Source organism: Ferdinandcohnia sp. QZ13 (assembly GCF_031324165.1).
Lineage (GTDB): Bacteria > Bacillota > Bacilli > Bacillales > Bacillaceae_L > Ferdinandcohnia.
The window spans coordinates 38778-53653 of the sequence record NZ_JAVIVW010000003.1 but is presented as its reverse complement, the minus strand read 5'-3'; the positions used below and the strand labels follow the sequence as shown (position 1 = coordinate 53653).

General features: G+C 38.7%; 15 protein-coding genes and 1 pseudogene. All 16 read right to left on the bottom strand.

Going from position 1 to position 14876, the window contains the following annotated elements; translation table 11 throughout:
- Positions 1-235: 235 nt before the first annotated feature.
- The 16 genes and pseudogenes from lysS to RGU12_RS13410 all read right to left on the bottom strand — a co-directional run bounded on the left by lysS (position 236) and on the right by RGU12_RS13410 (position 14811).
- The gene (gene lysS / locus RGU12_RS13485) at positions 236-1720 is read right to left on the bottom strand and encodes a lysine--tRNA ligase (protein ID WP_309536574.1); all 1485 of its coding nucleotides are present in this window, start codon (positions 1718-1720) and stop codon (positions 236-238) included.
- A 151-nt stretch (positions 1721-1871) separates the two neighbouring features.
- Positions 1872-2306, bottom strand: a pseudogene (locus RGU12_RS13480) (tRNA-dihydrouridine synthase); the annotation flags it as partial.
- A gap of 144 nt (positions 2307-2450) precedes the next feature.
- The gene (locus tag RGU12_RS13475) at positions 2451-2663 is read right to left on the bottom strand and encodes a helix-turn-helix domain-containing protein (protein ID WP_116354389.1); all 213 of its coding nucleotides are present in this window, start codon (positions 2661-2663) and stop codon (positions 2451-2453) included.
- A complete protein-coding gene (gene folK / locus RGU12_RS13470) occupies positions 2615-3139 on the bottom strand; it encodes a 2-amino-4-hydroxy-6-hydroxymethyldihydropteridine diphosphokinase (RefSeq protein WP_309536573.1) in 525 nt (174 codons plus the stop codon). The genes RGU12_RS13475 and folK overlap by 49 nt, the downstream gene beginning before the upstream one ends.
- A complete protein-coding gene (gene folB, locus RGU12_RS13465; protein ID WP_116354391.1) occupies positions 3132-3500 on the bottom strand; it encodes a dihydroneopterin aldolase in 369 nt (122 codons plus the stop codon). Before folB ends, folK begins: the two co-directional genes overlap by 8 nt.
- A gap of 2 nt (positions 3501-3502) precedes the next feature.
- Complete coding sequence (gene folP / locus RGU12_RS13460; protein WP_309536572.1) at positions 3503-4348, bottom strand: dihydropteroate synthase; 846 nt, start codon at positions 4346-4348, stop codon at positions 3503-3505.
- A gap of 39 nt (positions 4349-4387) precedes the next feature.
- Entirely contained in the window at positions 4388-4987 is a 600-nt protein-coding gene (pabA, locus tag RGU12_RS13455; RefSeq protein WP_309536571.1) for an aminodeoxychorismate/anthranilate synthase component II, read from the bottom strand.
- Positions 4988-5171: 184 nt separating this feature from the next.
- A complete protein-coding gene (gene cysK / locus RGU12_RS13450; protein ID WP_309536570.1) occupies positions 5172-6101 on the bottom strand; it encodes a cysteine synthase A in 930 nt (309 codons plus the stop codon).
- Between the two features lie 114 nt (positions 6102-6215).
- The gene (locus RGU12_RS13445; RefSeq protein WP_309536569.1) at positions 6216-7136 is read right to left on the bottom strand and encodes a peptidyl-prolyl cis-trans isomerase; all 921 of its coding nucleotides are present in this window, start codon (positions 7134-7136) and stop codon (positions 6216-6218) included.
- A gap of 20 nt (positions 7137-7156) precedes the next feature.
- Entirely contained in the window at positions 7157-8035 is an 879-nt protein-coding gene (gene hslO / locus RGU12_RS13440; RefSeq protein WP_309536567.1) for an Hsp33 family molecular chaperone HslO, read from the bottom strand.
- A 40-nt stretch (positions 8036-8075) separates the two neighbouring features.
- The gene (locus tag RGU12_RS13435; RefSeq protein WP_309536566.1) at positions 8076-8849 is read right to left on the bottom strand and encodes a type III pantothenate kinase; all 774 of its coding nucleotides are present in this window, start codon (positions 8847-8849) and stop codon (positions 8076-8078) included.
- Between the two features lie 157 nt (positions 8850-9006).
- A complete protein-coding gene (gene ftsH / locus RGU12_RS13430; protein ID WP_309536565.1) occupies positions 9007-10944 on the bottom strand; it encodes an ATP-dependent zinc metalloprotease FtsH in 1938 nt (645 codons plus the stop codon).
- Between the two features lie 129 nt (positions 10945-11073).
- Positions 11074-11613 (bottom strand): hypoxanthine phosphoribosyltransferase, encoded by a 540-nt coding sequence (gene hpt, locus RGU12_RS13425; protein WP_309536564.1) that lies wholly within the window; start codon positions 11611-11613, stop codon positions 11074-11076.
- Positions 11614-11627: 14 nt separating this feature from the next.
- On the bottom strand, positions 11628-13019 hold the full coding sequence (gene tilS / locus RGU12_RS13420; RefSeq protein WP_309536563.1) for a tRNA lysidine(34) synthetase TilS: 1392 nt from the start codon (positions 13017-13019) through the stop codon (positions 11628-11630).
- A 57-nt stretch (positions 13020-13076) separates the two neighbouring features.
- Entirely contained in the window at positions 13077-14105 is a 1029-nt protein-coding gene (prkT, locus tag RGU12_RS13415; RefSeq protein ID WP_309536562.1) for a serine/threonine protein kinase PrkT, read from the bottom strand.
- Positions 14071-14811, bottom strand: coding sequence for a vWA domain-containing protein (locus RGU12_RS13410; RefSeq protein WP_116354402.1), 741 nt, complete (start codon positions 14809-14811; stop codon positions 14071-14073). The genes prkT and RGU12_RS13410 overlap by 35 nt, the downstream gene beginning before the upstream one ends.
- Positions 14812-14876 lie beyond the last annotated feature (65 nt).

The following is a 14876-nucleotide window of genomic DNA, read 5'->3' as shown; positions in this document are numbered from 1 at the left end:
AAGAAATTATTAGCGTTGCTCTCTCGAAGCAACTTTATAATAATATCATCTTTCGTTTTGTTAGTCAATAACTTTTTTGTTTCTTTTTTACTCCATCGCCACATCTCAGCGGCAGGTACTTAATATACCACCTATTAAATATTTAGGCAAGACTTTTCGACAAAAAAATTATACTAGGAAAGTTTTTTAACAAAAAAGCATAAAAAAGAGTGGAGATCCACTCTTTTTCAAAAAATTACTTATGGCGCATTTGTGGGAAAAGTAATACATCTCTAATTGATGGAGAATTCGTTAAGAGCATAACAAGTCTGTCTACTCCGATTCCTAACCCGCCTGTCGGTGGTAAACCGTATTCTAGTGATTCAACAAAATCTTCATCCATCATATGTGCCTCGTCATTTCCTTGCTCTCTTTCTTTGAGCTGAGCTTCGAATCTTTGACGCTGATCAATAGGGTCATTTAATTCTGTAAATGCATTGGCGTGTTCTCTACCCACGATGAATAGCTCAAAGCGATCTGTAAATCTAGGATCTTCAGGATTTTTCTTTGCAAGTGGTGAGATTTCTACTGGATGTCCATAGATGAATGTTGGTTGAATAAGCTTGTCTTCGATTTTTTGTTCGAAGAACTCATTCACAATGTGACCATATTGCATATTATCGTTAATTTCAACATTATTTTCTTTCGCAAGTTGTCTAGCTTCTTCAAGGCTCATTTCCTTCCAGAAGTCTACCCCTACGTATTCTTTAATTGCATCTACCATGTGAAGTCGTTTCCACTCAGGCTTTAGGTCAATTTCATGTTCACCATAGGTTATCGTTGTAGTGCCTAATACTTCTTGAGCAATATGAGCGACTAGATTTTCAGTTAGGCTCATGATGTCTTTATAATCTGCATAAGCTTCATACAATTCGATCATTGTGAATTCAGGGTTATGACGTGTAGAGACACCTTCATTACGGAATACACGGCCAATTTCATATACCTTTTCTAATCCACCTACGATTAGACGCTTAAGATGTAGTTCAATCGCAATACGCATATATAATTCGATATCTAGTGCATTATGATGGGTAATGAACGGGCGTGCGGATGCACCACCAGGAATAGAATGCATCATTGGCGTTTCTACCTCTAAATAGCCATGATCATCTAAATAACGTCTCATTGCTCTGATGATTTTACTTCTTGTAATAAAGGTTTCTTTACTTTCCGGGCTCATAATTAAGTCCAGGTAACGTTGACGATAGCGTTGCTCAACATCTTTTAATCCATGAAATTTGTCAGGTAATGGACGTAGTGCTTTTGATAAAAGTTCTAAAGAACTTGCTTTAATTGAAAGTTCTCCTACTTTTGTTTTGAAGACAGTACCCGATACACCGACAATATCCCCAAGATCCGCAAGATTGAATACTTCATACGGTTCTTCTCCAACTGCATCAAGACGTACATATAGTTGAATTTGACCAGTTAAGTCTTGGATATGAGTAAATCCCGCTTTACCTTTACCGCGCTTTGTCATAATACGACCCGCAATGGTTACACTAACCTCTTTTTCGTCTAATTGTTCCTTTGTAAATCCATCATATAAATCGATAAGCTCACGTGTACTATGTGTTCTTTCGAATCTTTTACCAAATGGGTCTACTCCCATTTCACGCAATGTATGTAACTTTTCTCTTCTGACAATCAATTGGTCATTTAATTCCTCATGATTCATTTTTATCAACTCCTATATTGTTACATGATCTATCATAATACGAATACCTATAACTTGTCCTATTCCAATATAAACGTAAAGCAGAAAAACTGCCAGCAAAAAACTGGCAGTGGGCTACTTACGGGTATTATAGAGTAGGGAACTTTTGATGTCAAACAACCATCTCACTGTTTTGTTGCTTTTCTTCTATTACTTCAACAAAGTTTTGTAATAGTGATACCAATTCATTTCGAGTGTTGCAGCTGTTAATCCCATTCCGGACTATTGCATTACCGCAGATTCCTTTTAGATACCAAGCGGCGTGCTTTCTAAATTCCCTTACTGCAATATCCTCATTCTTCAAAATTATTAATCGATCTAAATGAAGAATAGAAACATCAATTTTCTCTCTTACTCCTGGCTCCTCAGTTAGTTCACCGGTTTCTAAATATTTCACTGTTTGATAAATCATCCATGGATTTCCTAGTGCTGCACGGCCAATCATGACACCGTCACAACCAGTTTCATCTAGCATCCGTCTTGCATCCTGTGGAGACTTAACATCTCCATTGCCGATTATAGGGATTTTTACAGATTGCTTCACCTGTGTGCACCAAATTCCTTAACAGTTAGACGGAATGCTGAGTTACATACGCCAGCCATCGGAGCAAGAACTACTTGGTTTTTCATTTGGATATCGCCAATTTTTAGCACAGTTACCCTCCCTCTTCATTTAATAAAAATCCGTATACTAATCTAACCCTTTTGGGGTTAAGTCTTCAATTGGTACTTTCAGTATATCTGAAACTTTCTCTAAAAACGTTTTACTTGGCATTCGTGTTCCCCGCTCAACTTCCCCAACCAGGGATACGGATACTCCAAGGTCTTTTGCTAGACCTTCTTGTGTATATCCTTTTAATTTTCGAAAAGCACGAATACGTCTTCCCCACTTCTCCGCTTCCATATACGTACACCTTCTCTGTCTTGTAATTCGTCTAGTAGTAAGGATATTGGCTTCGTTACTGCTGGAATTTGTAGATTCTGGTCGATTTCAACCAAAGGCACTAGCACAAAGGCCCGCTCTGTCATTCGGGGATGTGGAATGATAAGACGCTCTGTTTCAACATTTTCATGATTATAAAGCAAGATGTCAAGGTCTAACGTTCTTGGACCCCATCTTATTTTCCTTTCCCTTCCTGACTCAAGCTCAATTTCTTGTAAAACCTGCAATAACTCAAATGGTGATAAATCAGTACTTACTTTGATTACCATATTTAAAAATAAATCCTGATCCTCATATCCAACGGGGTCTGTTTCAAAAATGGATGAAAAATCAATTATCAGAACACCCCGTTCTTGAATCCCCTTTAATGCAAAACGCAAATACTCTTCTCTTTCCCCTATATTCGTTCCAAGAGCGATATATGCTGTATTATTCATGTTGTCGACTCCTTGAGATTTCCACAGCAACTGATTGAAGTTGCCCAGGTATAGGTGGGTCTGGTTTAATGACTTTAATGGTGCAACTTGAGACCAATGAAAAGTGCCTTAAAATTTCCGCGGCAATTTTTTCAGCTACAGCTTCTAATAGTTTATATGGTTGTCCCTCTACAATTTCCTTACATAGGTTATAAAGCTCTCCATAGTGAACGGAATAATCCAGGTTATCGGTTTCCCCAGCTTGTTTGACATCCACTTCCACCATCAAGTCGACAAAGAAACGTTGACCTAATTTGGTTTCTTCCGAAAACACTCCGTGATAGCCGTAAAATTGCATTTGGTTCACATAGATTTTGTCCATTTTCACACTTCACCTTTACCAACAAGGACATCCATCATTTTAGCAAGCCTTGCGTTCATCTTTACATTATGGACACGGACAATATCGCAGCCTTTTTGAATTCCAAGGCAGGTAGTTGCACCGGTTGCTTCATCACGTTCCTGTGGTGGCATATCAAAAATATGACCGATAAAGGATTTCCTTGAGGTTCCAAGCAAAACTGGATAGCCAAGTTCTGAAAAACGGTCTAGTTGACGAATTGTTTCGATATTATTCTCAAAGGTTTTGGCAAATCCTACTCCGGGGTCTAGAATAATATTTTCATCCTTCACACCGGCTGCCTTTACAATTTGAATGCTTTCTTTTAAATCGCTAATCATATCATCGATAAGATTCGTATAGTTTTTATTATCCCTGTTATGCATCAGAATAATTGGGACATTGTAAGCCGCCGCAACCTCGGCCATTTTCGGATCTGCTTTGGCACCCCAAATATCATTAATAATATGCGCTCCGGCTTCAATGGCTTGCTTTGCTACCTCGGATTTATAGGTGTCAATGGAAATGGGTACGTGAACTTCCTTAACCAATTCCTTAATGACAGGCACTACTCTAGCAATCTCTTCTTCATCAGAGAGTCTTTCATATCCAGGTCTGGTCGATTCACCGCCCACATCAATCATATCTGCACCTTCAGTGACCATTTTTTTCGCATGATTGATAGCGGCCCCTAAATCAGTATAAGAGCCGCCATCTGAAAAGGAATCAGGTGTGATATTGAGAATTCCCATAATCATTGTTTTCTTGGAAAAATCTAATTGATAGGGACCACATGTTAGCGATGGTCTTGTTATTCTGTCTTGATTCATTTTCAATCTCCTTTTACTCTGTTTACCAGTAAGTCGATCTTATTTGGGTAGTACTGATTCATTTTTACTTCTGATATATAATTCAATTACATTATTAATTAATTGTTTACCAGCTGTCGTCATAATTGATTCAGGATGAAATTGAACACCTTCAATAGGATATTCCTTATGGCGAATTGCCATGATTTCTCCAGCATTTGTTTCAGCTGAAATCTCAAAACACTCTGGAAGTGTCTCTTTTTTTACGATTAATGAATGGTAACGTGTCGCAATAAATGGTTGTTCCACCCCTGAAAAGATGGTCTTACCATCATGCTGGATCTCTGATGTTTTTCCATGCATAAGTCTTTCAGCTTTAATCACATCCCCACCAAACGCTTGGGCTATCGACTGATGACCAAGGCACACACCAAAAATCGGGATTCGCCCTGCAAAGTGAGAAATGGTCTCTAGGCTTATTCCTGCTTCATTTGGTGTACAGGGGCCTGGCGAAATCATAATTAAGTCGGGATTTAGTTCCTCAATTTCTTGAATCGTGATCTCATCATTTCTTTTGACGATGATAGCTTCTCCTAATTCTCCAACATATTGTACTAAATTAAATGTAAACGAGTCATAATTATCAATCATTACGATCATTCTAGCTCACCTCATACTCAAATTTTTCTACTCAACTTGCTCAACTCTTTGTTTTCTACTCTAGATCGGCTATTTTAGTACCTTTGACTCTATTTCTATATTTTACATGATATACAATTTTCAGTACACCTTAGATAAAAAAAGAGTCTAACCCAGAAGGATAGACTCTTTGAGACATTTATCATTATTGCTCGTCAAATTGATAAAGAACTGTACTTAGGTACCGCTCACCATTGTCCGGAACAACTGCAAGGACTTTTTTGCCTTTACCTAATTTTTTCGCAACTTGTAGTGCTGCGTAAATAGCTGCACCTGAGGAAATTCCTACAAGGAATCCTTCTTCTTGACCTGTACGGCGTGCAGTATCAATTGCTTCCTCGTTTTTAACTGTAAACACTTCATCATAAAGTTCTGTGTTTAATACACTCGGTACAAAGTTTGCGCCTATACCCTGGATTTTATGTGGGCCCGGTTTTCCACCAGATAGAATTGCTGAGTCAGCTGGTTCAACCGCTACAATATGGATGTCTGGATACTTCTCTTTTAATACTTGGCCAGCTCCAGTGATTGTTCCACCTGTTCCAATTCCAGCCACAAACGCATCTAATTGATTACCCATTTGCTCAACAATTTCCTTACCAGTCGTTAAACGGTGAACCTCAGGGTTTGCTGGATTGTCGAATTGTTGTGGCATGTAATAGCCCTGTTCTTTTACTAGTTCTTCTGCTTTGTTAACGGCACCTTTCATTCCTTCGGCACCAGGTGTTAAAACAAGCTCAGCGCCGTATGCACGTAAAAGATTACGGCGTTCCATACTCATTGTATCTGGCATTACTAAGATTGCTCTATAACCTTTAGCAGCTGCTACCATTGCTAAACCAATACCAGTGTTTCCACTTGTCGGTTCAATGATCGTGTCGCCAGGCTTTAAATCACCATTTTTCTCAGCAGCTTCAATCATCGCTAACGCAATTCTATCCTTTACACTGCTTCCTGGGTTAAAGAACTCAAGCTTTACATATACATCTGCACTATCTTCATCAACTAAGTGATTAAGCTTTACAACTGGCGTTTGACCGATTAATTCATATATTGAATTCGCTACTCTTGTCATGATTCCACCCTCAATCCCTACTATTTTTATTGGTTTTATCTACAATTTAGCAATTCCCATCATAAAAGTCAACGAATTTACTACTACCAAATTGTGAATTTTTCCCTAATAATTTTATTGGTGATTTTCAAAGAACCACTTAACGCCAAGTTCTTTCCAGAACGGTTCTACTGATATAGCTCCATTCATCTGGTCTATTGCAATTTGACGCTTTATTTGACCCTTAACATCGTCATATGAATATGTTACTGCATCAATTACCTCATGTAGGATAATAACCGCATAGCCACCTTCAACCTCTACAGGCTCACTCCATTCATTTGGCTTTAATTGTTCAGCCACATCTAAATAATGATCGGGAGCATATCCATTTTCCGCATTGACAAATCCGAGTTCCCCACCCCGATTTGTAGAAAACTCATCCGTTGATTTCTCCATAGCAAGCGCAGCGAAGCTTGAACCATTATCTAACTCTTGTCGTACTTGTTCAGCAGCTTCTTTCGTTTTCACGACAATATGAGAAATGTGGTACGACTTTGGAATTTCGTATAGATGCTTGTTTTCCTCGTAGAAATGTTTCATTTCTTCCTCAGATATGATCGCATCCTTTGTTAAGAGCTCTTCTAATAAAATACTTAACTCAATTTGCTCTTGCCAATGCTTATCATCAATATTTTCATTATCGATGGTATTATACATGGTCTTAATTAACGTCAATTCACGTTCAACGGCATCCTCTGACAAAGTGATGTCATACTTTTTGGTCATTTGACGAACAACTTCCTCATCAATCATTCCCTCTAAAATTTGTTTCCCATATCTGTCTTCAAGTTCATGTAACCATTGTTGTCTTGTAATGCCTGTTTCTCCAATTGTAGCTACTACCTCTTCTTCACCACTAGCGACAACGGGTTTGGATGCTTCAATCGTCTTTTCCTGAGACATCCCTGATTTATCAGTCATAAAGTACACAACCGACAAACAGTTTGTGATAACGAGAGCAATTATAACTGACCATAATATCTTTTGATTCATTTTTCCCATCTCCCATTACCTTACTTTGCTTGGTCTTTTAATTCTATTAACTCTTCTTTTGAAAAATGATATTTTTCGTTACAAAAATGGCATTGTGCCTCTGCTTTTCCATCTTCCTCAATCATCGCTTCAATTTCTTCTGTACCTAGACTAATAATGGCACTTTCAATTCGTTCTCTAGAGCAAGGACAAACAAAAGATACTGGCATCTTTTCAAGAATTTTAAGGTTTCCTTCGCCAACAATCTCTTTTAAAATGGCTTCAGGTGTAAGACCTTTTTCAATCATTTTAGAGATCGGTTCGATTTCTTGAAGTCTTTTTTCAATTTGCGAAATGGTTTCCTCATCTGTACCAGGCATAAGCTGAATCAGGAAACCACCAGCAGCTAAAATGGAGTTGTCTGGGTTCACTAAAACACCTACGCCAACAGATGAAGGTGTTTGTTCAGAAGAAACAAGATAATACGTAAAATCCTCTCCAAGTTCTCCTGAAACAATCGGTACCTGTCCGGAGAATTGGTCTCTCATTCCAATATCTTTTACAATTGTTAATGTTCCGTCTGTTCCGACTGCTCTTCTCACATCAAGTTTCCCATGCTCATTTAAATCAAAATGAGTTTGAGGGTTGGTCACATATCCTCTTACTTCCCCTTTTGCGTTTGTATCTACCAGAATAACGCCGATTGGTCCTCCACCTTCAACCTTGATGGTGAGTTTTACATCGCCCTTTAGAGTGGCTCCTAACATGACCCCTGCTGTCATCGTTCTACCAAGAGCTGCTGACGCAGTAGGCCATGTATAATGGCGTCTTTGGGCCTCGGCAACTGTTTCTGTTGAATTAATTGCATATGCACGAACCTGTCCATCAAAAGCTAACGCCTTAACTAAATAATCACTCATTTTTTTACTCCTTTTCGTGTCATCACATCTGATGTTATTTTCATTTTGTTTCTTTATTGCGCTGATAAATAAGCTGTAGCCCTTTTAACGTTAATAATGTGTCGACAATATCAATCGCGGTTGATTCTCCAGCAATCAGTGAAGCAAGTCCTCCTGTTGCAATGACTTTTGGCTTTTCCACAGCTTGGGCTTTTATGCGACTGACGATACCCTCAACTTGACCAACATACCCATATAATATACCTGCCTGCATCGCACTAACAGTGTTTCGCCCAATAACACCTTCTGGACGAGCTATTTCGATTCTTGGTAATTTTGCAGCCCTTGAATATAAAGCTTCAGTTGAAATGGCAATTCCTGGTGCAATCGCTCCACCCATGTATTGCTTTTTCTCATTTATGTAACAGTATGTAGTGGCAGTACCAAAATCAACAATGATAAGTGGACTTCCATACAGATGGATTCCTGCAACAGCATTGACAATACGATCTGCACCCACTTCTTTTGGATTGTCGTATTTAATGTTTAATCCCGTTTTCATACCTGGTCCTACGACTAACGGTTTAATTCCAAAATACTTTACACACATTCGTTCAAGTGCAAACATAATCGGTGGAACGACAGAAGACATAATAATCCCATTAATATCTTTAAAAGTTAATCCTTCGTGTGCTAATAGTGATTTTATAACGAGACCATATTCATCCTCTGTTTTATTTCGGCTGGTTTCTATTCTCCAATGATGTTTTAGCTCATCATTTCCATATACCCCTAAAACCATATTTGTATTCCCAACATCAAAAACAAAAATCATGTGGTACCCCCTACCCCCAAATGCAAAAGCACAGTTACGAATTTGCGACTTAATGCAAACATCATACCATACCTCGTTTTTATTATTCCACAATTAAAGAATCAAAAACGACACAAAAAAGGTGCCTACGATAGGGTGTAGACACCTTTTGCTGTTACTATTCTTTATCTTTATTTTCGCCTTCCGTTACATCCTCTTCTTTTTTAGAGTTAATCGTAACTTTTACATCGTCTTTTGGTTTAACTGTATCCTCAGAAGCTTCTGGTCGGTCAGGTAGTTTACCTTCTTCGAACAAGCTCTTAATTTGGGCAGCATCTAAGGTTTCAACCTCAAGTAATGTTTCTGCGATTAGTTTAAGTTTATCTTGATTCTTTGTAAGAATTTGTCTTGCTTTTTCATAGCTTTCTTTAATAAAGCGTTGGATCTCAAGATCAATTTCATGCGCAATTGCGTCACTATAGTTTTGCTCGTTGTGGATATCGCGTCCTAAGAACACTTGACCACCTTGTGCTTGACCGAATTGGAGTGGACCTAACTTTTCACTCATTCCATATTCGGTAACCATTTTACGAGCAATACCTGTAGCACGTTGGAAGTCATTATGAGCACCTGTGCTCACTTCTCCAAATGTGATTTCCTCAGCCACACGACCTCCTAAGAGACCTGTAATTTTATCCAATAGTTCAGGCTTTGTCATGAAGTAACGGTCTTCCTTAGGAAGCATTACTGCATAACCACCCGCTTGACCACGTGGGACAATTGTAACCTTATGAACCATATCCGCTTCATCAAGCACCATTCCAATAACAGTGTGCCCTGCTTCGTGGAAGGCCACGATATTGCGTTCTTTTTTCGAAATAACACGATTCTTTTTAGCTGGACCTGCAATGACGCGGTCTGATGCTTCATCCAGATCCGTCATATCAATTTTCTTCTTGTTCCGTCGAGCAGCAACAAGCGCTGCTTCATTCAGTAAGTTTTCTAAGTCTGCCCCAGAAAACCCTGGTGTTCTTGCTGCAATTGCTTTTAAATCTACCTCTTCAGCAAGAGGCTTATTACGGGCGTGAACATGTAATACCGCTTCTCTTCCTTTGACATCTGGACGATCGACTGTAATTTGACGGTCAAAACGTCCTGGACGTAAAAGGGCAGGGTCTAGAATGTCTGGGCGGTTTGTTGCAGCAATGATGATGATTCCTTCATTTGCACCGAATCCGTCCATCTCAACTAGCAATTGGTTCAAGGTTTGTTCGCGCTCATCATGACCGCCTCCAAGACCTGCACCACGCTGACGTCCAACTGCATCAATTTCATCTATAAAAATGATACATGGCGCATTCTTCTTTGCATTCTCAAATAGGTCACGTACACGTGAAGCACCAACCCCAACGAACATTTCAACGAAATCCGAACCACTGATGGAGAAGAATGGAACTCCCGCTTCACCAGCACACGCACGGGCTAGCAATGTTTTACCTGTACCAGGAGGACCAACAAGGAGGATCCCTTTTGGAATTCTTGCACCTAGTTCAGCAAACTTACGTGGGTCTTTTAAGAAATCAACCACTTCAATAAGTTCTTGCTTCTCTTCATCCGCACCTGCAACATCTTTAAATCGAACCTTTTTCTTTTCTTCGCTATATAACTTTGCTTTACTCTTACCAAAGTTCATAACCCTACTACCGCCGCCTTGGGCTTGATTAAGTAGGAAGAAGAATAAAATAAAGATAATAACAAATGGAATAATCGACGTAAAGAAGGTTACCCAACCACTTGTTTCCTTTGCTTTAAGTATATCTACGTCTGCGGCTTTTGCAGCCTCAGTAATCCGATCAACTTCATTTTGGCTACCGATAATGTTAGTGACAAAGAATTTATCTTTATCGTAGGAATTTAACTGACCTCTAACCTCATAGACGCCTCTTTCAGGTTGTATCGTAATATTTTTTACATCTCCGGCTTCGAGATGTTGAACAAACTTGCCATATTTCATCACTTCAGGCTGGCCACCTGCTCCTTGGAAAAAGCTAACCACACCGATAATGACTAAAAATATGAGTAAATAGAATATGACATTTCTAAAAATTCGATTCATCCCTTACCTCCTCCCGCGGTGAACAAACTATAGTAAATAGTATCATAGATAATTATGGCTATTCAAATGATATACGTGTTTTCAACAAAAAGGTTTCAAAAATGTCCGAGTTTTTCTCTCGGAATGTGACTATTCTGAGTAGACCTCGGGTTTTAACACACCGATATACGGTAAATTACGATATTTTTCAGCAAAGTCTAGACCATAACCTACAACAAACTCATCGGGAACAATAAACCCAACATAGTCTGCCTGAATATCCGCTTTTCTTCCTGATGGCTTATCCAAAAGTGTAACAATTTTAATGGACTTTGCTTTACGGTAACGGAATAATTCAACAAGATAGCTTAGTGTAAGACCACTATCAATAATATCTTCAATGACAAGAATGTCTCTTCCTTCTACAGATGTATCTAAGTCCTTAATGATTTTTACTTCACCGGATGAAACCGTTGAGTTTCCATAGCTTGACACATCCATAAAATCCATTTCTAAGTATGTATCTACTCTTTTTAACAGATCGCCCATGAAAGGCATAGCTCCTTTTAAAATTCCAATTGCTAAAGGAAATTTGTCTTTATAGTCCTCTGTTAAAGTATTACCTAATTCCTTGATTTTTTTCTGAAGTTCTTCCTCACTGAATAAAACCTTCTCGATATCCTGCTTCATTCTTTTAAAGCCCCCTAAACATTCTGCGTGTATTGTAATACGATATAGTGCGATTTTGTTTTACATGATGCTTCATATGATGATTTTTTCAATCCTGGAAGCCACAAAATCTTTCCTTGTTCATCCTCAACAATTGGCCAATGGTCACGTCTGTTAAGTGGTATTTTTTCATCAATGAAAATATCCTTCACTTTTTTTGAACCATTCATTCCTTTTAGCCTCATTTTATCTCCAATTTTTCTCGTTCGGACATAAATTGGTAATTGGATATTGTCTGGGTCAATGACGAAACAATCATTTCCGACCAAGTCATTAGGATAGTTCTTCCACACTTGACTCTTTATTTCACTACCATCTTCAAGTTTATAAAGCCCAGGTGTATCAATGTGAAATCGATAGGGGCTTACGTTTTCCTTACGATCTGTATAAGTATATGTACAACTCTCATAAGATTTTACAATTCGCAAACCAGCTGGAAAATGCAATTCTCCAGATGGATGATTATTCGCCAAGAAGGTTAACAAATTGTCGATATGTACGGCAGAAAGAGAAGGAGGAAGTTCTTTGTAGAGATAGTTTAATATTAGTTGAATCCCTCTTCTTTGTAAAGATTTTGGCATCGCTAATAAGGGGGGAATTTCAATCTCTATTTCATTGTCTTCATTCCTTTTCATTACTTTATTCATTTTTTCGATGGTTAATTCATCTAAAACTTCATTGTCCTCTGTCATGTACTGGTTAAACTGTAGAAAATGTTCATGTACTGCAGGATTTTCTTGTTTTAAAAATGGAAGAACATGATGCCTGAATCGGTTCCTTGTATAGTCGTCTTTTTCATTTGAAGGATCGCGTCTTGGAGATAACCTCCATTCCCTGCAGTATTCTTCAATATCAGCTTTTGTCACAGATAAAAACGGGCGAATAATTTCCCCACATGAAAAAGGGCGTTTTATCTGCATGCCCGCATAGCCAATTCCCTTACTACCTCGAACTAAACGCATTAATATCGATTCTATTTGATCATCTCCATGATGCCCAAGTGCTAAATAATCTGCTTTATGTTTTTGCATGACTTCATTAAAAAATTCATACCTCACTTCCCTCGCGGCTACTTGGGAACTTAAACCATGTTCCTTTTTATAGGATGTCACATCAATTTGGATTGATTCAAAAGGAATCTGAAATGATTCACAAAAATCTTTTACATATAATAAATCCTCTTCAGACTCTTTCCCACGAAACATATGGTCAACATGGGCAGCGATTAGAGTTACTTCTTTATAGTGGTGAAATAAATAATGAAGTAAAGCGAGGGAATCCGGACCACCGGACACCCCTACTATTATCGTTGAGCCTTTTTTAATTAATTCATGCTTTTTTATAAACCTGTTTACCTTTTCGATCATTGTCGGACCAATCCTTTTTATAAATCTAAATATATCGTAGCATTTTCCTATTTATTTTTACAGAATTTGTCCATACAGATAAAGCAAATACCCAAGTGATACAAATAGCAGTAATAGTACAGTTTCAAGTACCCCGCCTTTTTGTTTCTTCGGTTTTAGCCGGCTATTTGCCCGTAATACATTAGATCCAGCTTGGGATTGGCTAGTTGCCTTTGGCCTAGCCTGTGACTTTCTTGCTGCACGTGTTTTTTGTACAGGTGTGTGGTCCTTATTTGCTTGACTTAACTTCATAACTAAATCTTTACGCATTTCAGCTGCTCGCTGATACTTCCCATCAATCGCATGATATAGGACAGTATCAAATTTTCTTAGCGAATCCGTATTTGCAATAATAGATTTTAATTGTTTCACCGGTTGATCTGTTTTTGTAAATCGGTTTGGGTAGGCAGCATTGATGATAATCATTGCAACTGCAAATAAGTCATAGGAGGCTTCCGCTTTTCTTGAGCCTGCTCCCCAATAGCCACGATCAAAGAATTCAGTAAATTCTTTGATTGCCCTTCCTTGTACAGTTGTTCCACCGACATCAATACAGCGGATTTTTGGCGGATTTCCCGCAACCAGTAGATTATCAGGTTTTAAGTCACCAAAAACCCAGCCTTCCTGATGGAGCCTGTCTAAATCAGAAAGCAATTGTAAGCATAAGATGCCTGTCCATTCTTTTCCCCTTTTTTCAATAAAAGATAAAAAGCTTTCACCACGAATATATTCCATAACGTAAAAGGAAATAGGACTTGAAAATCCAGGTCTAATCCAATCATCGACATCTATAAAAGAAGGCCCAAGGGCAGAGCCTTGGACCTTAGAGAAGTGTTTTAGTACATTTACTTCCGACGTAATTGTCACGCCATTTTCACTAATTTTTAACGCCACAGGGCCATCAATACTTTCAGCTAAGTAGACAATTCCATTGGCACCTTGTCCTAAAGGTCTCACAACGCGATATGATTTTTTATGCCACTTTCCTGTAATAACTGTACCAGGGGAAACCTTACATACCTGACTCTTCGTAGTATTGTTCATCATCACGAGACAACAAACTCCTTAATGATCTTTTTTTCTTGAAGTAGGTAAGTGCCTCACGGATTGCCGGACCTGTTGGTGTAATTCCACCAGTTGTAAGCTTTGGAAAAATACTAGACAAGGATTCTAGTCTCGGCGTCCAATCTAATACCCTTTCAACTTCAACTCTTTTCCCCGGAAATACGAAAACAGAAAATTGATTGTCTCCCATTCTCGCATTTAAGCTTATTGATAGGTCCAACAAGGCTTCTTTTACAGTTGGTAATTTATGCTTCATACTCGCGCTTGTATCCACTAGAACGAGAACCTCTAAATCAACCGTTTCTCCAAGTTCATCTACAACCTCCATTACTTCTCCGCGTTTTTCCGGAGGAAGGTCTTCCATTGATGTCTTAGCTCCCAGGATTTGCTGGAGCTCCTTGTTGACGACCCCTTGTAAAGTTTGGGTCATTGCTTGTCTTGTTACCATTTGAACCGTTTGAGACAGTTGAGTAGAATAAACGATTTGGCTCACTCCACCACCAGCCGTAGCGATTCCTTCGATTTCCTGCATACCTTGTTCATCAATCGTATCCTGCTCCACTACGCCAATGACATTGATCGTTACGCCTTGCTCTCTAGCAAGTGCAGCCATTGCAATCGGATCTTCCCCTTGATTTGAGCAACCGTCTGTAATTAATAGAATTTGCTTCAATGTGCCTTTTTGCACGTTTCATCCCCTCCAACTAGGTAAAATTAGTATAAGGATGGACGAAATTATTACTTTTTAAACCC

Coding starts and splice junctions, on each gene's coding strand:
- lysS (WP_309536574.1), bottom strand. CDS start 1,720: ATGAATCATGAGGAATTAAATGACCAATTGATTGTCAGAAGAGAAAAG.
- RGU12_RS13475 (WP_116354389.1), bottom strand. CDS start 2,663: ATGGAAGCGGAGAAGTGGGGAAGACGTATTCGTGCTTTTCGAAAATTA.
- folK (WP_309536573.1), bottom strand. CDS start 3,139: ATGAATAATACAGCATATATCGCTCTTGGAACGAATATAGGGGAAAGA.
- folB (WP_116354391.1), bottom strand. CDS start 3,500: ATGGACAAAATCTATGTGAACCAAATGCAATTTTACGGCTATCACGGA.
- folP (WP_309536572.1), bottom strand. CDS start 4,348: ATGAATCAAGACAGAATAACAAGACCATCGCTAACATGTGGTCCCTAT.
- pabA (WP_309536571.1), bottom strand. CDS start 4,987: ATGATCGTAATGATTGATAATTATGACTCGTTTACATTTAATTTAGTA.
- cysK (WP_309536570.1), bottom strand. CDS start 6,101: ATGACAAGAGTAGCGAATTCAATATATGAATTAATCGGTCAAACGCCA.
- RGU12_RS13445 (WP_309536569.1), bottom strand. CDS start 7,136: ATGAATCAAAAGATATTATGGTCAGTTATAATTGCTCTCGTTATCACA.
- hslO (WP_309536567.1), bottom strand. CDS start 8,035: ATGAGTGATTATTTAGTTAAGGCGTTAGCTTTTGATGGACAGGTTCGT.
- RGU12_RS13435 (WP_309536566.1), bottom strand. CDS start 8,849: ATGATTTTTGTTTTTGATGTTGGGAATACAAATATGGTTTTAGGGGTA.
- ftsH (WP_309536565.1), bottom strand. CDS start 10,944: ATGAATCGAATTTTTAGAAATGTCATATTCTATTTACTCATATTTTTA.
- hpt (WP_309536564.1), bottom strand. CDS start 11,613: ATGAAGCAGGATATCGAGAAGGTTTTATTCAGTGAGGAAGAACTTCAG.
- tilS (WP_309536563.1), bottom strand. CDS start 13,019: ATGATCGAAAAGGTAAACAGGTTTATAAAAAAGCATGAATTAATTAAA.
- prkT (WP_309536562.1), bottom strand. CDS start 14,105: ATGATGAACAATACTACGAAGAGTCAGGTATGTAAGGTTTCCCCTGGT.